General features: G+C 53.1%; 18 protein-coding genes. 10 read left to right on the top strand and 8 right to left on the bottom strand.

The features are described 5' to 3' along the window. Positions 1–24 precede the first annotated feature (24 nt). From rplM to B036_RS0117605, 8 genes are all read right to left on the bottom strand, one after another. Entirely contained in the window at positions 25–465 is a 441-nt protein-coding gene (gene rplM / locus B036_RS0117640; protein WP_020570059.1) for a 50S ribosomal protein L13, read from the bottom strand. Positions 466–809: 344 nt separating this feature from the next. Next, positions 810–2,912, bottom strand: coding sequence for a 3-hydroxyacyl-CoA dehydrogenase NAD-binding domain-containing protein (locus B036_RS0117635; RefSeq protein ID WP_020570058.1), 2,103 nt, complete (start codon positions 2,910–2,912; stop codon positions 810–812). Between the two features lie 123 nt (positions 2,913–3,035). Continuing rightward, positions 3,036–4,247: an acetyl-CoA C-acyltransferase gene (locus tag B036_RS0117630; RefSeq protein WP_020570057.1), complete on the bottom strand. Its 1,212-nt coding sequence runs from the start codon at positions 4,245–4,247 to the stop codon at positions 3,036–3,038. 460 nt (positions 4,248–4,707) lie between these two features. Continuing rightward, positions 4,708–4,947 (bottom strand): CDGSH iron-sulfur domain-containing protein, encoded by a 240-nt coding sequence (locus B036_RS0117625; protein WP_020570056.1) that lies wholly within the window; start codon positions 4,945–4,947, stop codon positions 4,708–4,710. 735 nt (positions 4,948–5,682) lie between these two features. Then, positions 5,683–7,470 carry a translation elongation factor 4 gene (gene lepA / locus B036_RS0117620; RefSeq protein ID WP_020570055.1) on the bottom strand — a complete coding sequence of 596 codons (1,788 nt, stop codon included), beginning with the start codon at positions 7,468–7,470 and terminating at the stop codon, positions 5,683–5,685. Between the two features lie 206 nt (positions 7,471–7,676). Then, the gene (locus B036_RS0117615; protein ID WP_026232085.1) at positions 7,677–8,258 is read right to left on the bottom strand and encodes a hypothetical protein; all 582 of its coding nucleotides are present in this window, start codon (positions 8,256–8,258) and stop codon (positions 7,677–7,679) included. A 172-nt stretch (positions 8,259–8,430) separates the two neighbouring features. Continuing rightward, the gene (locus B036_RS0117610) at positions 8,431–9,036 is read right to left on the bottom strand and encodes a hypothetical protein (protein ID WP_020570053.1); all 606 of its coding nucleotides are present in this window, start codon (positions 9,034–9,036) and stop codon (positions 8,431–8,433) included. A gap of 284 nt (positions 9,037–9,320) precedes the next feature. Next, entirely contained in the window at positions 9,321–9,905 is a 585-nt protein-coding gene (locus B036_RS0117605; protein ID WP_020570052.1) for a DUF6992 family protein, read from the bottom strand. Between the two features lie 344 nt (positions 9,906–10,249). Between B036_RS0117605 and B036_RS0117595 the strand changes: the two genes are divergently transcribed. The 10 genes from B036_RS0117595 to mreC all read left to right on the top strand — a co-directional run bounded on the left by B036_RS0117595 (position 10,250) and on the right by mreC (position 23,643). Next, positions 10,250–11,863 carry a patatin-like phospholipase family protein gene (locus B036_RS0117595; RefSeq protein WP_020570051.1) on the top strand — a complete coding sequence of 538 codons (1,614 nt, stop codon included), beginning with the start codon at positions 10,250–10,252 and terminating at the stop codon, positions 11,861–11,863. A gap of 177 nt (positions 11,864–12,040) precedes the next feature. Continuing rightward, positions 12,041–13,642, top strand: coding sequence for a CotH kinase family protein (locus tag B036_RS0117590; RefSeq protein WP_083926246.1), 1,602 nt, complete (start codon positions 12,041–12,043; stop codon positions 13,640–13,642). A gap of 8 nt (positions 13,643–13,650) precedes the next feature. Further along, a complete protein-coding gene (locus B036_RS0117585) occupies positions 13,651–13,857 on the top strand; it encodes a hypothetical protein (RefSeq protein ID WP_020570049.1) in 207 nt (68 codons plus the stop codon). Positions 13,858–13,911: 54 nt separating this feature from the next. After that, positions 13,912–14,850: a YheT family hydrolase gene (locus B036_RS0117580; RefSeq protein WP_020570048.1), complete on the top strand. Its 939-nt coding sequence runs from the start codon at positions 13,912–13,914 to the stop codon at positions 14,848–14,850. A 306-nt stretch (positions 14,851–15,156) separates the two neighbouring features. Continuing rightward, the gene (locus B036_RS32290; RefSeq protein ID WP_020570047.1) at positions 15,157–16,650 is read left to right on the top strand and encodes a DUF6503 family protein; all 1,494 of its coding nucleotides are present in this window, start codon (positions 15,157–15,159) and stop codon (positions 16,648–16,650) included. Between the two features lie 171 nt (positions 16,651–16,821). Continuing rightward, positions 16,822–18,093: a phosphoribosylamine--glycine ligase gene (gene purD / locus B036_RS0117570; RefSeq protein ID WP_020570046.1), complete on the top strand. Its 1,272-nt coding sequence runs from the start codon at positions 16,822–16,824 to the stop codon at positions 18,091–18,093. Between the two features lie 316 nt (positions 18,094–18,409). After that, complete coding sequence (rpe, locus tag B036_RS0117565) at positions 18,410–19,081, top strand: ribulose-phosphate 3-epimerase (protein WP_020570045.1); 672 nt, start codon at positions 18,410–18,412, stop codon at positions 19,079–19,081. 254 nt (positions 19,082–19,335) lie between these two features. Continuing rightward, on the top strand, positions 19,336–20,613 hold the full coding sequence (locus tag B036_RS0117560) for a M16 family metallopeptidase (RefSeq protein WP_020570044.1): 1,278 nt from the start codon (positions 19,336–19,338) through the stop codon (positions 20,611–20,613). Between the two features lie 806 nt (positions 20,614–21,419). Then, positions 21,420–22,457: a rod shape-determining protein gene (locus tag B036_RS0117555; protein WP_020570043.1), complete on the top strand. Its 1,038-nt coding sequence runs from the start codon at positions 21,420–21,422 to the stop codon at positions 22,455–22,457. A gap of 370 nt (positions 22,458–22,827) precedes the next feature. Further along, the gene (gene mreC / locus B036_RS0117550; protein ID WP_020570042.1) at positions 22,828–23,643 is read left to right on the top strand and encodes a rod shape-determining protein MreC; all 816 of its coding nucleotides are present in this window, start codon (positions 22,828–22,830) and stop codon (positions 23,641–23,643) included.

The following is a 23,643-nucleotide window of genomic DNA, read 5'->3' as shown; positions in this document are numbered from 1 at the left end:
TCCTTCTCTCATTCCTCCATTCACTTACTTGAGTACCTCTGGCTTCTGCGCAGCGTGCGGGTGCTCAGCACCAGCGTAAATGTGCAGTTTCTTAACCTGTGCCCGACCAAGCTTGGTCTTAGGAAGCATACCTTTCACGGCTACTTCAATAACACGCTCTGGCTTCTTGGCGAAGAGGTCACGGGGAGTAGCCTTGCGCTGTCCACCGGGGTAACCAGTGTGGCGGAGGTATTCCTTATCCGTTAACTTCTCACCAGTAAACCGACAGAGGTGAGCATTGAGCACGATCACGTGATCGCCGTTGTCGAAGTGAGGGGTAAAGTCAGGCTTGTGCTTACCACGAAGAACGGTAGCGATCTTGCTGGCCACACGGCCAACGATCTCACCTTCCACGTCAATCACGTGCCACTTACGCTCTACCGATGCGGCATTGGCCGACTTGGTTTTGTAGCTTAGTGTATCCACTGTATTGCTTAGTTTTGTTTGCGTTATCGCCCTCACTTCGTCCTCCTGTTTCGGGGGTCATTGCTTAAGCGGCTGCAAAGGTAGCCGCATCTTTGTTCTCCTCCAAGCCTTTTACAACTTATTTTTTGCCCCGGACCTTTGTAACTAACTGAAAAACAGTCGAAATTTCGCACAAGCTTGAAAACAAGCGCTTTCCGGGGCTTTTTTAAATCCGGACGGGACGTAAAATTTCCCACACAATTGCCCACAGGTAAGCCTTTGCCACACTAAGCGCCCTGCTTTTATCTCAATGTAGATACTTGATGTATATCCTCGATCAGGCAAAACTGCCGTCATCTGAATTATTACCGCAGGTACTTAGGCACCGTGAAGCGCTGCCCATAGCGTTCCGCCAATTCCTTGGCTCGTTTTTCAAATGCCGCTCTGCCGTAGCTTTCCACGTACCGCAGTACACCACCCGTATACCCCGGAAAGCCCCAGGCATACACACTGGCCAGGTTGGCAGCGGCGGGTTCCGTAATCACTTTTTCCTGCAGGCACCAACCAGATTCGATGACCTGACTAAAAAGGAAACGGTCTTTCATTCTCCGGCGGTCGTAGTCTGTTTTGGTTACCGGAAAGTGGTCATCGATACCCGTCCAGAGGCGCGCAGTTCCATCAGCGTTATAGGCATAGAACCCAGCGCGCTTTTGCTCTCCACCCCGCCCCAGATCGTCGAGCATCGTTTTTAGCGCCGGAACTGCCGGATGTTGCTGGTATTTGTCTCCGTAGTGAGCGGCGGCCTGCTTTTCATAACGCATCACCAGGGCCAACCCAAGTTTATCGGCCAGCGCGAGGGGCCCCAGGGCCATACCTGCCTGTCGGCCCATGTTCTCCACCAGGGCGGCAGGGTACCCTTCGTTCAGCATCGTGACACCTTCCAGGATGTAGGTATTCTGTACCCGGGCGGCAAAAAATCCCCAACTGTCTTTTACGACCAGGGGAATCTTCCGGATGGTGGTGGCAAAGTCAAATGCCCGGGCGATGGTCTCCTCGCTGGTCCGCCCTCCTTTAATAACCTCCACGACGGAAGAAGTCTCCGCGGGGGAGAAGAAATGAATCCCCACGTAATTTTCTGGCCGGAGGCTCTCCTTCCCTAATTCGGTAATTGGAATGGATATTGTATTCGTTGCAAAAACGGCGAATTCATCCAGCTGCTCTTCCGCCTCACGGGTAACTTTTTGTTTAACGGCCTTGTTTTCAAACACTGCTTCTACGACCAGGTCACAACCAACAAACTCGGTGCTTTTATCTGTCGTCGTGATTCTGCTCAGAAGCTCTTCCCGCTCTGAAGGCTGGAAGGTGCCCCGCTCGATGTACTCGTCGATCCGTTCGGTCACGTAGGCTTTGCCCCGCTCTGCAATGGGCTGGCTAACGTCTTTCAACACCACTTCTAACCCGTTACGAAGGCAAAGAAAGGCGATACCCGACCCCATCCTTCCGGCACCGATCACCCCCACCCTGCGCGGGCGAAATTTACCGTAACCTTTCGGTCGGCCAAGGCCGTTAGTCCGAATGGCCTGCTTATCAAACCAGAAGGTTGAGATCATATTATTACTTACCTCTCCGGTTGCTACCCGGGCATAGTACCGGCTGTCTATACGCAGGGCCGTTTCGAAATCAACTTTCGATGCCTCGGCCAGCAGGTCAATGATGGCGCGCTGGGCGGGGTATAGATCGTAGGTATTGGCCGACAGCCTGGCGGTAAGCAGCCGGATGCGATGGCCAAGGTTGGGCTCGGCGGCGGAGCCGCCGGGAATCTCCCCATCCTCCGCATCCCAGGGCCGGTGGGTGGGCGGGTTAGAAAGCAACCAGGCTTTAGCCTTTCGGATCAGGTCTACCGGATCAGCCGCCAACTCATCCACAAGACCAACCTTGAGGGCTTCCTGGGGGCTGTACCTCCGGCCCTCCAGCAATAGCGGGTAGGCCCGTTCTATGCCCAATAGCCACATCAGGCGGATCACCGCTCCTCCACTTGGAATTAGGCCGATCCGCACCTCAGGGTGCCCCAGACGAATTTTTGGGTTTACCGTAACGATGCGCCGATGGCAAGCCAGGGCAAGCTCAAAACCTGTCCCGATAGCATCTCCGTCTATCGCCGCAACTACCGGTACGCCGGGAACTTCCAGGTCTCGCAAAAAAGCTTTGAGCAATTGGGCGGCATTAAAGGCTTCTTCAGCGTCCTTCAACTTCAGCATATAGGCCAGGTCCCCTCCCTGGAGGAAATCTTTTTTTGCCGACGAGATGATCACCCCCCGTAGCCGACCTGCAGCTTTCTCTTTTTGCAAATGCGCAATCACTGGCCGAAAAGCCGCCACCAACTCATGGTTAAGCAAATTACTTGCCCGCCCCGACATGTCAAGGATGAGGGTAACAATATCATCGGTGTCTTTGCGGTAGTTAATCATAACAGGTTGCAGGTTGCAGGTTGCAGGTTGCAAAGTCACTGTGCTCCGTTGCAGGGGTTGCAAGTTGCGGACTTTGTAGATGGCAAGAATGTAAAGGTAGTTGAGTGGGGAGGTAAATCTCCCCTATACTCGCTCAAAAATCGTTGATACCGCCAAACCAGCACCCGCATCAATCGTGAGGCTGCCCAGGGTAAAGTCCTGTCGTTCCAGTTCGTCAAGGAGGTGGCAAAGCATCATTCCACCGACGGCCCCCAGGGGTTCACCCAGGGCAATCGCCCCGCCCAGTACGTTGAAGCGGTCGTCTGCTATTCCGACTCCACGTTGGAAACGGATAGCCGGGGCAGCAAAGGATTCGTTGAATTCCCACAGGTCAATGTCTTTACGCTCAAGGCCGGCTTGTTGCAACGCAAGGTCCGCAGCATTAACACCTCCGGTTAATAAGGTGGCGTCAACGGCACTCATCGCTACGGCACGAATACGCGCTCTGGGTTTCAATCCCAGGGATTTCCCCGCCTGGTCGCTTCCAAGCAACGCAAGTGCACACCCATCGGCGGCTTTACTCGTATTGCCAAAGGAATGGAGGTGATCAACGTGGTCGACCAAAGGGAAACGATGCAGGGCCATTTCGTCGAAACCCGATAAGCCCATTTCGGCAAAGCGGGGAGGCAGATCAGCCAGGTCTTCCGTCGTAAGGTTGGGGCGGGGGATGCTATCTTCGGCCAGAATAACGAGCCCATTCGAATCCGTGATGGTTTCCAGGCTTCCCCGAAAATGTCCGGCTTTGGCTGCGGCAACGGCCTTGGCGTGGCTACCTACCGCATATTCATCCAGCTCGGCCCGGCTAAGACCGTGTGAACTGGCCACGAGATCGGCCGCTACCCCCTGCGGAATGTAATGACTGTTGATAACTGTAGCGGGGTCATTCATCATTGGTCCGCCATTGAGGTAAGTCGGCACCCGGCTCATGCACTCCAGACCGCCGGCGATCATTACTTCGCCATAGCCAGCGTGAATACGGGCAGCCGCAAGGTTGATCGCCTCCAGGCCGGAAGTGTTGAAGCGGTTGATCTGCAGACCACCACGCGCCTGCCCCCACCCTGCATTCAACAAGGCCGCCCGGGCAATATTATAGCCCTGGTCTCCGGCCGGGGTATTACATCCTATTATAAGGTCATCGATGCTGGCGGGAAGATCCTCCCTTCCGGTCCGGCGTTGAAAGGCCTTCAGGCACTGACTGAGCAAGTCAATGGGCTTCACCTCATACATATCAGCGGTGCTGCCGTCGGCACGGCCGCGGGGAGAACGTAGGGCTTGGTAAATGTAAGCTTGAGGCATATTAGTCTGGTAGTCTAGTAGTCGATAGTCTAGTAGTACCGGCACGGATGCTAGCTGCGCTCGTCGGGCAAGCGCAAACTCAGGTACTGACCTGCCGTAAAGCTAGGGCTAGTTGTTGGTATAGTGGTAGTTATTGATGGGCGGATTTAGCTGTGCCAGTACAATGCTTGACTGCTTTGGGAGATGGGCGCGGACGCAGGTGCAGAGAAAGGAACTTATAAGCAAGGAAATCACACTGGCTGAACCGCCGATGGCAGACGTAACCGCCATTGCCAGCCCCGAAGGACACAGCAACTGATGGTACACGTAGCTCTGTGCTCCCTCTGCGCCTCCCTCCGTGCGAACCTCTGTGAGAAAAATAGCTGCGTAGCAGTCCCTTGCCGCTCCGACCAAAAAGCTGTTTCTCTTTCTAAAAATTAATTAGCCGGATAGCTCAAAGGTTGAACTACGCGAAAGCTAATTAAAGGTTCTTATGCGCTCCGTCGCAAAATCCAGGATTTGCGGTCTGCTTACACTGGCACATATAAGCCGTCTTCGTCTCCTCGGCTACAAATACCTTCGGTGCAAAACCGGTCCCTTTATGGGCACCGTTGCAAAACGGTTGCTTATCTGACAACCCACAGGTACACCAGGCGTAGGTGCTACCCGCTACGAGTTCGACGGGAATGGGGTTGGGAGCAGCTACTTTGGGTAAATCCATGGATAGGTAATTCGTGAGTGAGCCAACAAGGTAGGTTCCAGCTGCTACAGATAATGTATAGACATTCAATTTGAAGAGGATCTAAATAAAAATAACCTTCCAGTTGTGGTTAGGTAAAACCAGTTGCATCTAAGATTTGGCTCCGGTAACTTAGTGGGCTGGTCGTCAAAGAAGATGCGATTTACTGCTATGCTATCCGGCGGGGCTTACGGTTGATCGGTAGTGGGCGGTTGATGGTGCGATAGGACAACGAAAACGATGGGGTGAACCCCACCGCTATAAGAAACGGCCCTCCGGGCCTGCGCACCTTTCGTCCCTTGCACCTTAAACTCTTCCTTTGCTCCTGCGGCCCCGCCAAAAAAAAATCACCCCCGCCAAGACCAGAGATCCTGAAGGGGGCGAAAACCACGTGAAGAAAAACGGGCGGCGATACAAACTGCTCTACCAACTGAGCTACCGGGGCTTAAAGTTGCCTTATCACCCGGGCAGGAATCGAACCTGCGACACGTCGATTTGGATTCGAAGAAACGCCGTTCCTGGCTATCACGTAGTATGGGTATTAATGCGCGGTCTCGTGCAAAAAGTTGCGGGTAGCAAACTTTACTTTCCTCGCTGCCTTTATCTCCTTAATGTCCTAAGCTGCGAAGCAGCCTTAATGGTTCCGCTCCCACACTTTCCCTTAGTGTAGCGCTTAGTCACCTTAATGCCTTAGTGGTTACCAAGCCTCAACCGTCATTAGTCCAGTTTCAAACACTCCAAAAACGCCTTCTGCGGCACTTCCACACTACCGAACTGACGCATCTTCCGCTTACCGGCCTTCTGCTTTTCCAGCAGCTTCCGCTTACGGCTGATGTCACCACCATAACACTTGGCGGTTACGTCCTTCCGCATGGCAGAAAGGGTTTCACGAGCAATGATCTTCCCGCCAATGGCGGCCTGAATGGCAATCATGAACTGCTGACGGGGTAGCAATTCGCGAAGTTTTTTACACATTCCGGCGCCGACGTAGCGAGCCTTGGAGCGGTGAACAAGCGCCGAGAGGGCATCTACATTTTCACCGTTTAATTTGATGTCCATCCGGACCAGGTCGGTCTCCTGGTAATCCTTCGGCTGGTAATCGAAGCTGGCGTAGCCACGGCTGATGGACTTGAGGCGATCGTAGAAATCGAAAACGATTTCGGCCAACGGCAGTACGAAGTGCAGCTCGACACGTTGGGGGCTGAGGTAGGTCTGTTTCGTAAGCGTTCCCCGCTTATTGATACAGAGGTTCATGATCGCACCGATGTATTCGGTGGTGGTGATGATCTGGGCATAAATGATGGGTTCTTCCACCATCTGCCGGTTGTTTTGCTCCGGCAGTTCGGCCGGGTTACGGATTTCGGTGACCACGCCTTTGGTGTCCGTGACCCGGTAAGTAACGTTTGGTACCGTCGTGATGACGTCCATGTTAAATTCACGGAAGAGGCGTTCCTGCACAATCTCCAGGTGGAGCATACCGAGGAAGCCACAGCGGAAACCGTAGCCGAGGGCGGCCGAAGTTTCGGCTTCGAAGACCAGGCTGGCGTCGTTGAGTTGCAGTTTTTCGAGGCTGTCGCGCAGCATCTCGAAGTCGTCATTGTCCAGCGGGAAGATACCGGCGAATACCATCGGCTTAACTTCCTCGAAGCCGGAGAGCATCTTCGCGGGGTTTTCGGCCAGGGTGACGGTGTCTCCCACCTTAATTTCTGAACTGTTCTTTACGCCGGTGATGATGTAGCCTACGCTACCGCAGCCGATCTGCCCCTGCGGTTTGGGCGTGATTTCCATAGCGCCCACCTCATTGGCGGTGTACTTCGCGCCGGTGGCAATGAACTTAACCTCCTGCAACTTTTTCAGCGTACCGTTCATGACCCGCACATAGGCGATAACACCACGGAAGGGGTTGAATACGGAGTCGAAGATCAGGGCCTGCAGTGGTGCATCCGGGTCGCCGCTTGGCGCTGGCACGCGTTCCACTACTGCGGTCATGATTTCTTGCACACCGATACCGGTTTTACCAGAAGCTTCGATGATGTCTTCACGGGCACAGCCAGTGAGTTCGATCATCTGGTCGGCCATTTCGTCGATCCGGGCCGTCTGCATATCCACCTTATTAAGGACGGGGATGATCTCCAGATCGTGCTCCAGGGCAAGGAACAGGTTAGAGATGGTCTGGGCCTGAATACCCTGGGTGGCGTCTACCAGCAGCAGCGCGCCTTCGCAGGCGGCGATGGAGCGGGAGACTTCGTAGCTGAAGTCGACGTGCCCGGGGGTATCGATCATGTTGAAGACGTACTCCGTCCCATCAGTGTGGGTGTAGTGCATCTGAATGGCGTGACTCTTGATGGTAATACCACGCTCACGCTCGAGATCCATGTCGTCAAGCTGCTGGTCCATCTTTTCGCGTTCACCCACTGATTGGGTAAAGTCGAGGAGACGGTCAGAGAGGGTACTCTTGCCATGGTCGATGTGTGCGATGACACAGAAGTTGCGGATATGCTTCATACGGGGCGCAAAGGTAAAGAGCGCACGGTCATTAAAGAGCTTTTCGGAAGACTTTTGACGTTCAAGGGAAAGTCTAATCCTCCGGGCAGGAAATGTTTCTCCTGGAATAACCTTTAATGGCCGCGCGAAGGCGGATAGCTTACTGATAATTGGAGAGTAATAAAACGGTTTAGGGAGGGAATGGTTGCAGCTCTTTCGTTTCCGAACTACTCAATGGCTGGCGGAGGTGGTGGCGGCGGCGAAGGAATGAACCATGGGCCTGCCAAACACACCTGCATTGGAAATTTTTCAAGAACTACCTCTTTTATGCTGCGTGGCAAATCAGTATAAGGCTGGCCAAATTGTTGATGGGCCTCCTCCTTCCATAGTTCATAATAAACGGCTTGGATGATGGAGACTCCTTCTTTTCTCCAGGCGGTTTCATCAGCCGAGGCATCCACCAGATTAAAGTAAGCCGAACTTGGTTTCCAGGGGTAGTTGGGCAATCGATCTGGGTTGGTGACGTAATCCAGGAGGAAATTATGGAGTTCTTCACCAATCAGCACTTCATCGAATACAAGATAACCGCCGGAATCGGGCCTGATGAAAAGGTCGTACTGTCGGTTAGGGCCACAGCCCGTATTTTCTTCCCATTTAGTTTTTTCAACTTCAAAGATGCCGTAGCCTGGATCAGCAGCAGGATCACTTAAATCGGACGTTTGCTCCGCAAAAGCACCCTCTGGAGGGCTTGAATCAGCGCGACATCCAGACCAGAGAAGAAGTGATAGCAATAGAATGAGACGATACATTAAAGTGTTTTTCAGGGCGCCCAGATAGCTATCGGGACAGCTGCAAAGTAACGGGCAGCAAGCAGGAAAGGCAGAAAATTGTTACCGACCTGTGATTAACTAAATCTACATCAAGCTTTGTTCCCCAGCGCTTTTGCCCACGGTTGGGACTTGTGCTGAGCTGTCATAAAGGCTACCGACAATCAGTAAACTTCCCCAGCCGCTTCATCGCCTTTTTCAGAGCAAAGGTTCCAAGGCCCTCCTCTGACGCTTCCAGCTCCCAGAATTGCTTATCCACATCCAGGTTGAGTCTACCGGTCACGGTGATGTTTTTGAGTTCCCCGCCGTCGGCGAGGTCATAAACAATAACCCTTACGGATGCTTCGCGGTCGGCCGTGGAAATGTTTAAGGGCTGAGGGTCATCGGTGAGCCTGCCCGGGCCAACATCGGTCAGGATCAGATAATCGAGATCGGTTTGCTCCACAAACCAGTCCAGGTTACTATCCGAAAGGTAATCGCCGTAGATAGCGGGTAGCTGAGCCAATTGGTTGAGTTGGTCTTCGGTGTAGACGACCGTATCCTCACACTTCCCAAACGTCCGTTTAAAAGTTGCGTGCAAGGTTTTACGGGCATTGACGTCTCCAAACGGGCCGCGAGGATCCAACACGCCGATTTTCTTACCGATAGCTGGTAGTTGGGCGTTGGGAAAGGATCCGCCGTAGTGGTAGTTCCCCCGGTTTATGCAGCTGGTGAACAAGAGGAAAAGGAATAGAAAAAGGACGGGTAAACGGTACAACATTGGTGTAATAGTTTTTCAGGTTGATAAACAAACGAAAAAGGGCCACCCTCCGCAGGCCAGGCAAGTCGGTTTAACGTTTAATTAGCCTTGTGTTTGGGCTAGTGGTCGAGGAACGAAATTAATATCACCCTGGCTTGCTTTTGCGAACTTCATTCCTCGACCACCAGAGGCAGGCGGCAGCTTGCAACATAAGGAACCTATTCAAGGGCTATGGCCCCGAGAGACTCCTATATTATTTTTTCAAGAGAGCTCCGCTTCCTTCTCGGGGCAAAGCCCACTTGCGCTTAGAAGATAAAACTCAATCCAATTCCGTCCGCAGTGGTGCCCAGCAGCACCGGTACCTGGCTGTCCCGACCACTGGCAATGAAATAATTCACCAAATCAAAGACGAACAGGAAAGCGCCCTGAAGCATGATGCTCTGGCCGAAGCCTTTTAGCTGGTCCTGGTTCACATCCGGCCGTTTGGCCCGTTCGGTCAGGTAGAGGCCACCGGCGATGTAGCCGATATCGAGGCCAGCGTTAAAAAGCAGGACCTTTTGGAAGGCGTGATGCTTTTGCAGGCTGGTGGCCATGTCCAGAGCGGAGGGATCGGTCTTCAGGGCGGCGAAGTAGCCCAGGCCGGCGATACCGAGGTTGACGGTATTCCAAAGTGCATTCATCCGGTGAAAATGCTTCGTGGAGCCCTCGGCATTCCCCTGGAGTGTAGCACCGAGGGCGATGTTGGTTACGGCCCATCCGCCGAGGGTCAGCATGGCTGTTTTCTGATGGTCGATACTGGCCTGGTTGAAGGCGGGGAGGTCCAGATTTTGGGCGCTGAGGTAACCGTAGAAGGTTAGGAAGATGGCCAGGGCCAGGAGGATGCGGGGCATAATTTGGGCTATTGGTCTGGTTAACGCGAATCAAGGGCTTAAGCGAGTCTTTCTACTTTACAGTTAGTCTGGGAGTCAGCGACCGCCGTAGGCAGCAGCGAAGCTAATAAATGAATTATAGAATAATTGAAGGAGAGAATAGGTTGCTGCACTAACCGTGGGAGGCTCAAAGGGTTCGTGTGCGCGTCAATAAAAATCTCGTTGCATGTCCTTTCTCTTTGATCAGGTAAAACTACCCATTAATACAGGCATTTCTACCTACTTCCTGCATCCTTTAACTATGGCCCTGTCGGAAAAGTAATAGCTTAATATGCCTTTAGACTAATTCTTGAAAAACACTCTAGATGACCCCCATTCCATTTTCCAAAATAGCCCTCTCCCTGTCTGGTGGCGGCTACCGCGCCACCACCTTTCACCTGGGCACTATGTCCTTGCTTAATTCACTGGAGTACGAAGACGACAATTTACTTAGTCGGGTCAGTATTTTGTCGACCATCTCCGGCGGAACACTGACCGGGGTCATGTACGCCCTGAAGATTGCTGAAGGTGGCACCTATTACGATTGCTTTACCAAGCTTTACGCACTTCTGCAAGAAGACAAGTTGGTGGAGCGGGCGTTGCACAAACTGAACAACCCGGATAAATGGACTAACAAGCATAAATCCCGTGACGTCATCAATGCCTTTGCTGAAGTCTATGATCAATACTTCTACGAGGGAAAGACCTTTGCGGTACTTTATGAAGGAAAAACCGGACACCTTAACGACATCATTTTCGGCGCTTCCGAATTCACCACCGGCGTTCAGTTCCGATTTCAACGGGCCCACGAAGACGAGCTATTCGGCAACGGAAATCTGAATCTGCCAAAATCTGCCTCCAGGGAGATCCGACTTGCCGATGCAGCGGCCTCTTCCAGTTGTTTCCCCGGCGGCTTCGAACCGATGGTCATGCCTAAGGACTATGGTAACGGCCCGGGAAGCGCCGTGGAAGAAGCCTGGAACGAAATGGAGCACGAACCCGTCACCGCCATTATGGACGGTGGCGTCCTGGACAACCAGGGCATTGAGGGCGTAAAGCTGGCCGAGCAGCGGCACCTGAAAGATGGGCTTCCACTGGTGGGCACCTACCTCATCTCCGACGTTTCCGGCGAAACGATGGACCCGCTGGAAGTTCCGGAGTTCAATTACAGCAGCATCGGGAATTTTTTCACCTTTCGCAGCATTAACCTGATCGCGCTACTGATCCTCGCTGTAGCGATTGGCCTGCTGTTCGTCTGGGATGCTCCGCCGTGGGACATCGTGCTGGTATCCTGCCTCGCCACACTGATTGCCGGCTGGTTCGCCCTGTTTTTCACCGTCCGAAAAATCGTGATTCAGGAGGTAAGTAAAACATTTGCTGGTGGGCAGCTGCCGGAAATCATGAAAGATTTCGGCGTACTGACCACGACTCCGATCTACATCCTGTACTACCTCGCCAAATTCCGTGCACTATCCGTGCTCAAAATGGTCATGGATATTTTTCTGCGGCGTATTCGCCAGCTGCAGATCAGTGCATTATTTGCCAGCCCGGAATGGCGTGGGCGAATCAAGAACAACAATATTTACAGTTTGAAGGGCGCGCACGTAGATGTAGTTGGATTCAAGATGTCGAAAGTGATCGCAGCGGCAAACACCATGCCGACCACCCTTTGGTTCAGTGAGGCCGAAAAGGAGCAACATATGCTCGATGACCTGATCGCCGCCGGCCAGTGTACTCTTTGTTTTAACCTGCGCAAGTACATCGACGAGCTAAAAACAAAGGAATACGAGGGGCAGAACATCTGGGCGGCTACGCCTCCGGCGCAGCAAGCCAGCATCGAGCAACTCCGCAGCAACCTGGAAGATTACTGGAGGCGGTTTCGGGAAGATCCTTATTGGTTATTGAACGAGGACAAGGCCGGGGGTGAGGTTAATGTTTAGACACGCTCCTAGTGAAGGACGCCAGAAGTCAGGGGGCTGGCTGCTCAAATAGACTTCATGGGAGGTGGACCTTATTTCAATATCTAATGTCAATCCCGAGATACCTCAACCAATAACCGTGTCGTTATCCGAAATGCATCCCTTATCTTCACGGCCAGAATTTATCTCCCCGACCGAATGAGCGTTGTATCGCGACTAATCTTCCTTGCCTTTTTAACCATTCTCTGCACCTGCGGCCCCGCCCAAATGCACGCCCAAAAGGCAAAACAGGAACTCTATGAACTCGACCGCGTGGTGGAGATAGAACTGGAGATGCACGATCCAAACTGGAAACGCAAGTTGAATGCCTGGAAGAAACAGTTCCAAAAAGCCAGGATATCCGCTACCCTCAAAGTTGATGGCGTCACCTACGACAGCGTGGGTGTTCGGCTGAAGGGCAACAGTTCCTATTTTGCTCCGGCTCAGGAGGAAAAAAAGAAGTTGCCGTTCAACATCAAAGTCAGTGAGTACATTAAAAATCAGCGGGTAGACGGAAAATACAAGACCCTTAAACTCAGTAACCTGTTCCGTGACCCCAGCTACCTGCGGGAAACCCTCAGCTACCAAATTGCCCGCGACTACGTCTCCGCCTCCGAATGCAATTACGCACGTCTTACCGTTGACGGCGATTACTTCGGGCTGTACAACCTTACTGAATCCGTGGACGAGAATTTTTGGGAGGAGGAGTTCGACGCCAAAGATGGGGTAATGTTTAAATGCGACCCCGAAAGTAAAGATCCGCCACCAGCATTCTGTCCTCCCGGTACGGGCGCTAACCTGGCTTACCTGGGGGAAGATTCCATCTGTTACGCCAGCCGCTACGAGCTTAAAAAATCAGACTACGGCTGGGAAGAACTCGTGAGCCTCACCAAAGCAATTAAGGATGAAGAAGCTGATCTAAGTCAGATTCTTAACGTTGATGAGGCCCTGTGGATGCTCGCTTTCGACAATGCACTGAGCAACCTTGATAGTTATCTTGGGGCTTTCTGCCATAATTTTTATCTCTTTAAGGACGAAACCGGAATCTGGCGGTCCATCATCTGGGATTTAAACCTGAGCATGGGTGGATTCAGGCTCGTAGACAAGACGAAAATCCTGACCGATGAGCAACTGATCACGCTCAGTCCTTTCCTCCACTTCTCTGACCGTAATCAGGAAAGGCCATTGGTGCTTCGACTATTCGACCGGCCATTATTCCGTAAAATGTACGTAGCTCATCTGCGCACGATCTACGAAGAGCAATTTGCCTCCGGATTGTACAAAGAGCGCGCGGAGAAGATCCGTAGCATCATCACACCACACGTAATCCAGGAGCCGAACCCCCTCTACCCTACCGAAACGTATACCCTCAATTATCACCAAACTGTAGATGTAACCGGCGGCAAGGTTATTGGGATTGAAGAGTTCTTCGAAAAGCGGGGGAACTACCTCCGTGATCACCCACTGTACAAGCAACCAACGCCCGAGATTGCGGATCATACCGCCGTTAAGAACGATGAGGAAGTCTCCATTTCTGTCTCCCTTACTGAGGGAGAATCTGGCCATCCCGTTTGGGTGGCACACCGGGTTAAAGGACACGGAACTTTTCAGTACTCCAAGTTGAAGGCAGAAGCAGATGGCAACTATTCCATCACCCTGTCAACCTCCGAAGTCGAGGAATATTTCCTGGTCGCCGAAGGCAAAATATCTGCTACCGTACTCCCGGCCCGGTCGGGAAGAGAATGGTTTGAGGTAAAGTAAGCACCATCATGCAAGAACTACCCGATAACCTGTTGTGGCTCGTTGACGCCGACCAAAGCCGCTATATCCATAAATACGAACGACAACCATTCGCCCTCGGAGACGTTGCCACTTTCTATACCTACGACCCGGAAGGGCACCTCGATTACGACTCCGCAATAACCTGCCGGGTGGTAGAAGACGAAGTACTTGGGGTCATTGGCCGATTGGTGTAATTCCGCTCCAATAGCCTAACAAACCAATAGACCAATAGACCAATAGACCAAAATATGCTTTCCCGCCTAAAGGCCCACTACCAGACGATTGTCCCCAACCTTTTCCAAAAAATACCGGTCAGTTACCGCCGTGAGCGCATTGATACGCCCGACGGTGATTTTCTGGACCTGGACTGGCTTGATCATGAGGACAGTCGGCGGCTGGTGGTTCTGAGTCATGGTTTGGAGGGTGATAGCAGTCGGGTCTACGTCGCGAGCGCTGCGAGGTTTTTCCACCAACGCGGCTGGCAGGTGCTGGCGTGGAATTGCCGGTCTTGTTCCGGAGAAATGAACCGCACGAAAAAGCTGTACAGCCATGGCCAAAGCGAAGACCTTGAGTTGGTGATCAACCATGCACTGGCTGGTGGAAAGTTAGACCGTGTGGTCCTGGTCGGCTACAGTATGGGCGGAAACCTGACCCTGAAATATATGGGAACGATGGGCAACGACCGGCCGGCCGAAGTAACCCATGGCGTCGCCTTTTCGGCACCGGTATTTATCGAGCACAGTGCGGACAGCCTTGACCTGTCGGAGAACTGGATCTACCGCTCCAAGTTCCGTCGTGCACTAACGGCCAAGATTCGGGCCAAGGAAGCTCAATTCCCGGGCCGCGTTGATTTTTCCAAACTAAAAGACATACAGGTTTGGCGGGATTTTGACCGGCACTTCTCGGCCAGGATCGGGGGCTACGACAATCTGGACGATTACTACGCTTACCTGTCTTCGGGCAATTTCGTGGGAGGGACCACCGCCCCGGTGCTCATTGTAAATGCTAAAAATGACCCCATCGTTCCTGACGCCTGTAACCCCCACGATTTGGCGAAGAAGCATCCACTGATCAACCTGGAGACCCCTGATTGGGGTGGTCATGTAGGGTTTGCGCTGAAGGGCAAAAGCTGGAACTGGATGGACGAGCGGGCAATGGATTTTTTTGCAGTAGGTAGTCGCAAATAAGCCGGGCGGCGGCGCGCAGGTGCAAGGAAAAGAAACTAAGCGCATTGATTGCAGTGGCGTTGTAAACAAAGCGTCAGTTTTCGCGTATGGGAAAGCCTCAAGAAATGAACGTGAAGGCTTCCCACCGCTGTTTGTAAAACAAACTACCGCCAGGCAAGCTTACGCGGCACTTGCCTGTCGGCAGGGTAAGTTGGGTACGGCTTTGTCTAAAAAACACTCACCCCGGTGAACTAAAACCAGGGAACGGACGGTTTTGATGAGTAAGCGGTAGATTTACACTTTATTCCGGCACACAGTATTTTATTTATGAAGCCATTCCTATTACTCCTGACCCTACTCCCTTTTTTGGTAAAAGCACAGTTTGTGGCTCCCGATGCGAGCCCGGCGGCGACCAACGCCACTAACGCTGGGTACACGGAGTTGTCCGTCAACTATCATCGCCCTGACGTTCGGGCCAGGGTTATTTTTGGAGGACTGCAGCCCTGGGGAACGCTTTGGCGCGCTGGTGCAAACGAAAACACCTTACTTACTGTAGATGGCCCGGTAACCATAGGTGAGACTAACCTTGAAAAAGGTACATATTCTATCTACCTCATTCCGGAAAATAAAGGAGATTGGACCTGGATCATCAATCGGGCCACCAACAACTGGGGTACTAATGACTATACCCAGAGTCGTGACCTGGTACGCCAAAAAGGCAAAGCCAAACGGTTACCCGAACGCATCGAAACGTTGGAGTACCGCTGGATGAACCTGAGCCCTCAATCCGTGGACCTGGTGATGGAGTGGGAGTGGTACCGAGTTACCCTTACCATTAAATTGCCAACTGACGATCAGGTTGCCGACCGTGCTGCCCTCCAACTCAATCCAGCACAGGATCCGGACGAGTACTACTCCGCTGCCCGATACTACCTCGATAACGGGCCCAACCTGCAAAAAGCGAAAGCCTGGATTGACCGCTGGGCATCTACCAGCAAAGAACAGTTTAATCGTACACGACACCAGGCCATCATAGAATACCAGATGGGCAACAAGGCAAAAGGTAAGCGGCTGATGGAAAGGAGCCTCGAGTTGGCCCGGGAAGCTAAAAACGACCATTACGTAAGGATGAACGAACAGTCGCTGCGCGACTGGACCCGCGACCGGGTAGAAATTTCTACCGACAGCATCCTCACCCGATCCATTCGCTACCATGACCCGGAAGGTACCTGGGCTAAGCGCAGTCACCTGATCCAACTTGCCGAAAGTCGACCGGACGGTACGGTGCGACAAACCAGGTTAACCTTCTATCCCGGCTCCAACGAGTTTGAAATGCAACAAACCCGCGGACGGGATAAAATACAGATGCGCTTCCTCAACAACAGCTATTCGTTCAGCCACCAGGGCAGGACGGAGATCAGCGACGAGGTGGCTAAGAAGTTTCGCCTCACGGAAGAGGGCACACAATGGGTACGTGACTACTACACCTATCTCTTCGGCCTGCCCATGAAGTTGCGGGATGAAGGCACCTTGATTCAGCCTACCGCCCATAAAGTCTGGTACGACGGGCGTGAGATGCTGGAGCTCGAAGTCCACTATACTCCGGAAACAGGGAAGGACATCTGGTTTTTCTATTTCGAACCCGAAACCTACGCATTGAGTGGCTATTCCTTCTATCACGAGAAGGATGGACCCGGTACCGGAGAGTACATCTTGCTGGAGGGCGAGGCATCCGTCGGAACGATGAAACTGCCCGCCGAGAGGCACTGGTATTTCACCAAAAATAAACTGTACTTAGGGACGGACGAGATTATTGATTAACCCATTAGCCTTCTTAATACACTTCAGGTTCCCAACAAGGCTAAATAGTTATAGTATTCTGGTTTGTGGTAAGTAGTACAGCCTAGCATTTTAGCGCGCTATCAACCATGGACCACTTACTATCGACTACATACTATTCACTACCTTCGCAGCCAACTACCAGAAAAGCAAATGAACGTCCTTCTATTAGGCGGCGGCGGCCGCGAACACGCCATGGCCTGGCGGCTCAGCCAAAGCCCTTTGTGTCAATCTCTTTTTGTGGCACCGGGCAATGCCGGCACCCGTGATTATGCGACCAACCTTGCCCTTGACCCCAATGATTTCCCTGCAGTAAAAGCAGCCGTACAGGCGCATCAGATCAGTCTGGTAATCTGCGGACCGGAGGAACCGCTGGTTCGTGGTGTTCAGGACTTCTTTAAGGCAGACGAAGCCCTTAAAAAGGTTAGGTTCATTGGGCCCAGCGCGGAAGCAGCGAAACTTGAGGGCAGCAAAGCCTACGCCAAGGAATTTATGGAGGAGTTCAATATTCCTACTGCCGGCTATCGGAACTTTTCAGCGGCTACGCTTGCTGATGGCCTGGATTATCTCGAAACCCGCCGACCGCCGATCGTCCTGAAGGCCGATGGCCTTGCGGCAGGCAAAGGCGTGGTCATCCTCAACGATGTAGGAGAAGCAAAGACCGAACTGGAAGCCATGCTGAGCGGGAAATTCGGAGCTGCCAGCGAGGAGGTAGTAGTAGAAGACTTTCTGGACGGTATTGAGTTTTCCGTTTTCGTGCTTACGGATGGAAAAGACTACCGCATCTTACCGGTTGCCAAAGATTACAAGCGTATTGGCGTCGGTGATACCGGTCCAAACACCGGAGGGATGGGCTCCGTAAGCCACCCGCCTTTTGTCGATGCCGACATGATGGCCAAGGTAGAACAGCGCATCATCAAACCGACAATGAAAGGCATCCAGGCCCGGCAACTGGACTACAAAGGATTCATCTTCATCGGCCTCATCTCCGTGGAAGGAGAGCCATTCGTAATTGAATACAATTGCCGGATGGGCGACCCAGAGACGCAATCCGTAATGGCACGCCTTGACTCCGACTTCCTACAACTTTGCCTGCAAACAGCCGACGAGGAAATTGGCCAGTCGACCATCAGTATTGATAGCCGCCAGGCCGCCACCATCGTTCTCGTGAGCGGAGGATACCCCGGTAGCTACGAAAAAGGCAAACTCATCCTTGGCCTCGATGAGATCGAAGACAGTATGGTTTTCCACGCAGGCACCAAACAAAATGAGGCGGGCGAGGTCGTCACCAATGGCGGCCGGGTACTTGCCGTAACCAGCTATGGAGAGACTTTTCAGGAAGCTCTGGCACAGAGCTATGCCAATGCCAGGAAAATTCACTTCGCCGGTTCCAACTATCGTGGAGATATCGGGTTTGATCTTTAAAGGGTTACAGGGGTTGCAATTGTTGCAGGGGTTACAACTAGACGCTCCTTTGCAACGTGAGCAAAGCAAACCCTGCAACCCCTGCAACGTGAGCGTAGCGAACCCTGCAACTCCTGCAACGTGAGCGTAGCGAACCCTGCAATTCCTGCAACGTGAGCGTAGCAAACCCTGCAATTCCTGCAACGTGAGCGTAGCAAACCCTGCAACNCCTGCAACGTGAGCGTAGCGAACCCTGCAATTCCTGCAACGTGAGCGTAGCAAACCCTGCAACTCCTGCAAAGCGAACCCTACACCAACCAAAAAACTAAAAAGTAACATGCATTTAGTCGCTCCATCCCTACTAGCCGCAGATTTCCGCCACCTCGACAAGGCCATCAGTTTCGTTAATGAGAGTGAGGCCGACTGGTTCCACCTGGACGTAATGGATGGCAACTTCGTACCGAACATTTCCTTTGGCCAGTTCATCATTGAGCAGGTAGCTAAGGATGCTACCAAATACCTTGATGTCCACCTGATGATCGACGAACCGGGTCGCTACATCGAAAGTTTTGCTAAGGCCGGTGCTCACGGAATAACCGTTCATGCTGAAGCGACCAATCACCTGCACCGGGTGGTGCAACAGATCAAGGCTGCCGGCTGCAAGGCCGGCGTCGCGCTGAACCCTGCTACGCCGGTAAGTGTCCTCGACGACATCATCGAAGACCTCGACCTGGTATTGATCATGTCGGTAAATCCGGGTTTTGGCGGGCAAAAATTTATTTACCGTAGCCTGGCTAAAATCCGCCAGGCCTATGACCTGATTACCGTTCGCAACAGTCCGGCCATCATAGAAGTAGACGGAGGTGTTGGCCTGCAAAATGCACAGAAGGTCCTCGAGGCCGGGGCACGTGTACTGGTGGCGGGTAGTGCGGTGTTTAAGGCGGAAGACCCTGCTAAAGTGGTCCGTCAACTGAAGGGTATTTCTGGCAATCCTTTGGCTATGGTTTAGGCGAAAATTGGCCAGCCCGTACTTCTACGGAAGTACGAATGGGGACCGCACAAATACTAACCCGTACTTCTACGGAAGTACAAACGGGGACCCCAGAAAACACCAACCCGTACTTCTACGGAAGTACATCCAGCCCCGAATAGTATCTTCGCCCCTTCCTTCCCTTTTTCTCCCTATCCTCTCCACCACAACCTGATTCGATCAATTTGAAATTAGCTCCCCCAAAAGTACGCCTGCCCAAAATCCCTTCGTTGATGCCTGCCCGCCATTGGACCCTGGCTAATGGCTTGCCAGTAGTGGCCATTGGCGGCGTGGAGGCGCCGGTACTCCGCGTAGAGATTATCTGGGACGCCGGCCGGCCTTTCGAAGGTAAGCGGCTGCAGGCCGGAGCTACGGCCGACATGATGATGGAAGGCACCATCCAACGACCAGCCGCAGAGCTGGAAGCCTATTTCGAGCAGTACGGCACCAACCTTTCCCAGCCAGACATGATGGATACGGGCAACCTTTCCCTCTCCACTATCCTGCGTCATGCACCAAACGTTCTTCCCGTAATGGCCGAGGCCATCGCAGAGCCGGCATTTACCGAAGCGAGTTTCGCCCGCTTCCAAAAGCGGCGGCGGCAACGGCTTCGGGAAGGCATGAGCGACAACGACACGCTGGCTTTTCGCCTCATTACTGAATCCATTTTCGGGTCCCCACACCCCTATGGCTACAACGGCTATACGGCAGATTATAACCACCTGAAGTTGAGCGATGTAAAGCAATATCATCGCTCACACTTTCATGCCGGCAACGCCACGCTGTTTGTGGCCGGACAATTAACCACCGAAGTCGAAAAATTGCTCGATGCCACCTTCGGTCAATTACCCGTAGGCCAACGGGCCAAAGTACCGGTTTTATCGTCGAAGTCCTCCGCCCCGGAAGTGCTTCAGGTGCTTCGCCCCCGGGCGCAGCAGACCATGATTCGGCGCGGGCGCCGGGGCATCCGCATTCAGGAGGAAGATTACGGCGGGCTGGTGGTACTCGACACCATTTTCGGCGGCTACTTCAGCAGCCGGCTGATGCGAAACATACGGGAGGAAAAAGGCTTCACCTACGGCATCGAAAGTGACCTGGACACCTATCGTTTCGATGGTTCCTTTGGCGTTCAGGCCGACGTTGCCAATGAAAACCTTGCCGACGTGCGGCGCGAAATCGACATTGAGATCGACAAACTATTGCAGACTCCCGTTCCTGGCCCGGAATTGGACATGGTCCGTGCTTACCTGGCCGGAAGCCTCTCCATGGAGCTGGATGGACCTTTCGGCCATGGCTACCGCCACCGCTCGGCCATCGTCAAGGGCTACGATCCCGTGCTGCTGTTGGGCCGACTCGACGATGCCGTCCGCAGCATAACGCCGGTAGAACTGCAGGATCTGGCGCAGAAATACCTCAGTCCGGGAGACGACTGGGAAGTCATCCTCGGTGGCGCACCGCAGGTGGAAGGTGCACGGGTGATCACGAAGTTGAAATCTCCGCTGGACCAGTAAAGGGAAAGGTGTAAACGAATAAAGAATCGTGGTACCTTGGTTACTCCTTTCTTGCCTTTTCCCCTTATTAAGGGCGGGGCCGCAGGTGCATAGTAATGGGATAAAAAGGGCAAGCGAGAAGCTTCAATTTCAGCCCTGAATTTTCCATTGTTATTGTCAAGAAAGTATTTTTCTTGACAATAAGTACAAAAGGCCAGGGCGATACCCTGATAATGTTCGCAGATGAAGTAGACGGTGCCGACACCTCCAAGTGGGTAGCCTCTGGTGATATTTGATAGGCGATTGGGCTACCGCTGGAAGATGCTCGCTACGCTCGTGGAATTCTCGATGCTCGATGGGCGATTTGCCTCGAAGTACTTCGTGCTATCGATTCTTGATGGAGCTACCGCGAGGATTTGCTCGCTTCGCTTGCCTGTCAGCTAAGGCTAGCTAAACCTTAGTGTAATTCCTCAGTGCCCTTAATGCCTTAGTGGTTACTCCAAACACGCCTGCTCCCCTTATCCTTAATGCCTTAGTGGTTACCCCAAACACGCCTGCTCCCCTTATCCTTAATGCCTGAATAATCTTAATGGTTGGTTATCCACCCTGCCTAAAAACCTCCACTGCACCCGCGTCCGCGCCCAAAAAAGCGCTCAAAGCAATAAAAACCCCGCCTCCCCAACAATAAAGGCCTGATTTTGCCGCTTTACGATGACTTTTCCCGACTTTTGCGGAAACCACAAGGCCGCTTGACGACGGCAATATTCAGGGGCAGCCAAGATCTGTCCAATTTGCCTCGAAACACGCCTACAGACACAACAAAATAAATGAGGTTTTTCAGCCTATTTCAGCAGAATTTAGCCATCGACCTGGGCACCGCCAACACCCTGATCATTCAGAACGGGGTAGTTGTCGTCAACGAGCCTTCGATCGTGGCCATCAACCGTAAGACCGAGGAGACCATTGCCGTCGGCCGCCGCGCCATGCAGATGCACGAGAAGACGCACGACACCATTCAAACGGTTCGCCCGTTGAAGGATGGCGTTATTGCCGATTTTCGCGCTGCAGAACATATGATCAAGGGGATGATCGACATGATCGGCACCCGCCGTTCCTTCTTTACCCACCTCAAAATGGTCATCTGTATCCCCTCCGGCATCACCGAAGTGGAAAAGCGTGCCGTTTTCGAAAGTGCCGCCCGCGTTGACTCCAAAGAAACGTACCTGATCTACGAACCCATGGCTGCCGCCCTGGGTATCGGTCTTGACGTCGAAGAGCCCATCGGTAACATGATCATCGACATAGGAGGCGGTACGACGGAGATTGCCGTCATCGCCCTTTCCGGCATCGTTTGTGACCAAAGTATCCGTACGGCCGGCGACGAGTTCACGGAGAACATCGTCAACTACATGAAGCGTACGCACAACATCCTTATCGGAGAGCGCACCGCTGAAAAAATCAAGATTGAGGTGGGCTCTGCCCTCCCCGAACTCGATGATCCTCCCCCACCCTACGCCGTCAATGGCCGCGACCTCCTCAACGGTATCCCGCGACAAATCACAGTAACCTACCAGGAAATTGCTACCGCGCTAGACGAAAGCATCGTGTCCATCGAAGAGGCCGTGATTCGTGCCCTTGAAACGACGCCGCCGGAACTCGCAAGCGACATCTACAGCACCGGCCTTTACCTCACCGGTGGCGGTGCCCTGCTCCGCGGACTGGACAAACGCCTCAGCGCAAAGACCCAGCTCCCCGTACACGTTGCAGAAGATCCGCTCTCCGCCGTAGTCCGGGGAACAAGTAAAGCACTTAGCGATACCAACCGGTTCCGGGCGATTCTTGTACCGTCCAGTAGCGTTAGCTAAAGCAGTATTCGCTGCGCTCAAGTTGCAAGGGTTGCAGTTGTTGCAATACCGCAAAATAAACGAGGTCCCTGCAACTCCTGCAACGTGAGCGTAAGTGAACCCTGCAACAACTGCAACGCGAGCGAAGCGAGTCCCTGCAACTCCTGCAACGTGAACGAAGTGAACCCTGCAACAACTGCAACGCGAGCGAAGCGAGTCCCTGCAACTCCTGCAACGCGAGCGAAGCGAACCCCGCAACCCCTGCAACGCGAGCGAAGCGAACCCCGTAACCCCTGCAACGTGAGCGAAGCGAACCCCGCAACCCCTGCAACGCGAGCGAAGCGAACCCCGCAACCCCTGCAACGTGAGCGAAGCGAACCCCGCAACCTGAATGGAACAACTCCTACGCATATTCTACAACAACGGCAGCTTCATCACCTTCGTGGGGCTGCAATTGTTGTGTATGTACCTGATCATCAACAACAACAGCCCGCAGAGCAAAATTTTTGCGGAGACGATGACGGTTAGGGGCGGCAGCGTTAACGATGCCATCAGTGGCGTCAACAGCTACCTGGACCTCGAAGAACAGAATCAGGTGCTGCAGCGGGAGATTGCCCGGCTAAAGGGTTTATTACCAGAGGCACAGTACAACACCGAAGTTGCTGTCGACAGCATCGACGACCGTACTTACTTGCAACGGTATACTTTTTTGGCGGCTAACATCGTCAACCGTTCTCCCTACCGGCCCAACAATACTTGCGTTATTGACCGTGGCACCCAGCTTGGCGTAAAACAAGGCCAGGGAGTGGTGGATAATCAGGGCCTGATCGGTATCGTAGACCTGCCGACCGAACGGCACGCCCGGGTAATCTCTATTCTTCATCGGGCGACCCGGATAAGTGCTGGCCTAAGCAACGGACACTACGGGACCTTGCTTTGGGATGGCCAGGACCCTCGCCGGATGACGGTGACGGACATTCCTGACTACGCCGAAGTTTCTCCCGGAGACACGATCTACACCACCGGCTATTCGAACGTTTTCCCTACCGGGCAAGTGATCGGCACGGTTGAAAATACCGAAATCCAACCAGGAACCGGTAGTCAGCACCTGAATATTGTGCTGGCCAATGAACCTTTAAATTCTGCCAACGCCTACGTCGTCCAGGATTTATTCAAGGAAGAACTCGAAACCCTCAAACAACGCTAA

This window comes from Neolewinella persica DSM 23188 (genome assembly GCF_000373105.1).
Classification (GTDB): domain Bacteria; phylum Bacteroidota; class Bacteroidia; order Chitinophagales; family Saprospiraceae; genus Neolewinella; species Neolewinella persica.
Note: the sequence above shows the minus strand (reverse complement) of the source record. Positions and strands in the feature narration are given on the sequence as shown.

Coding starts and splice junctions, on each gene's coding strand:
- lepA (WP_020570055.1), bottom strand. CDS start 7,470: ATGAAGCATATCCGCAACTTCTGTGTCATCGCACACATCGACCATGGC.
- B036_RS0117615 (WP_026232085.1), bottom strand. CDS start 8,258: ATGTATCGTCTCATTCTATTGCTATCACTTCTTCTCTGGTCTGGATGT.
- B036_RS0117595 (WP_020570051.1), top strand. CDS start 10,250: ATGACCCCCATTCCATTTTCCAAAATAGCCCTCTCCCTGTCTGGTGGC.
- B036_RS32290 (WP_020570047.1), top strand. CDS start 15,157: ATGAAGCCATTCCTATTACTCCTGACCCTACTCCCTTTTTTGGTAAAA.
- B036_RS0117590 (WP_083926246.1), top strand. CDS start 12,041: ATGAGCGTTGTATCGCGACTAATCTTCCTTGCCTTTTTAACCATTCTC.
- B036_RS0117625 (WP_020570056.1), bottom strand. CDS start 4,947: ATGGATTTACCCAAAGTAGCTGCTCCCAACCCCATTCCCGTCGAACTC.
- B036_RS0117555 (WP_020570043.1), top strand. CDS start 21,420: ATGAGGTTTTTCAGCCTATTTCAGCAGAATTTAGCCATCGACCTGGGC.
- mreC (WP_020570042.1), top strand. CDS start 22,828: ATGGAACAACTCCTACGCATATTCTACAACAACGGCAGCTTCATCACC.
- purD (WP_020570046.1), top strand. CDS start 16,822: ATGAACGTCCTTCTATTAGGCGGCGGCGGCCGCGAACACGCCATGGCC.
- B036_RS0117560 (WP_020570044.1), top strand. CDS start 19,336: ATGCCTGCCCGCCATTGGACCCTGGCTAATGGCTTGCCAGTAGTGGCC.
- B036_RS0117630 (WP_020570057.1), bottom strand. CDS start 4,247: ATGCCTCAAGCTTACATTTACCAAGCCCTACGTTCTCCCCGCGGCCGT.
- rpe (WP_020570045.1), top strand. CDS start 18,410: ATGCATTTAGTCGCTCCATCCCTACTAGCCGCAGATTTCCGCCACCTC.
- B036_RS0117605 (WP_020570052.1), bottom strand. CDS start 9,905: ATGCCCCGCATCCTCCTGGCCCTGGCCATCTTCCTAACCTTCTACGGT.
- B036_RS0117635 (WP_020570058.1), bottom strand. CDS start 2,912: ATGATTAACTACCGCAAAGACACCGATGATATTGTTACCCTCATCCTT.
- B036_RS0117610 (WP_020570053.1), bottom strand. CDS start 9,036: ATGTTGTACCGTTTACCCGTCCTTTTTCTATTCCTTTTCCTCTTGTTC.
- B036_RS0117580 (WP_020570048.1), top strand. CDS start 13,912: ATGCTTTCCCGCCTAAAGGCCCACTACCAGACGATTGTCCCCAACCTT.
- B036_RS0117585 (WP_020570049.1), top strand. CDS start 13,651: ATGCAAGAACTACCCGATAACCTGTTGTGGCTCGTTGACGCCGACCAA.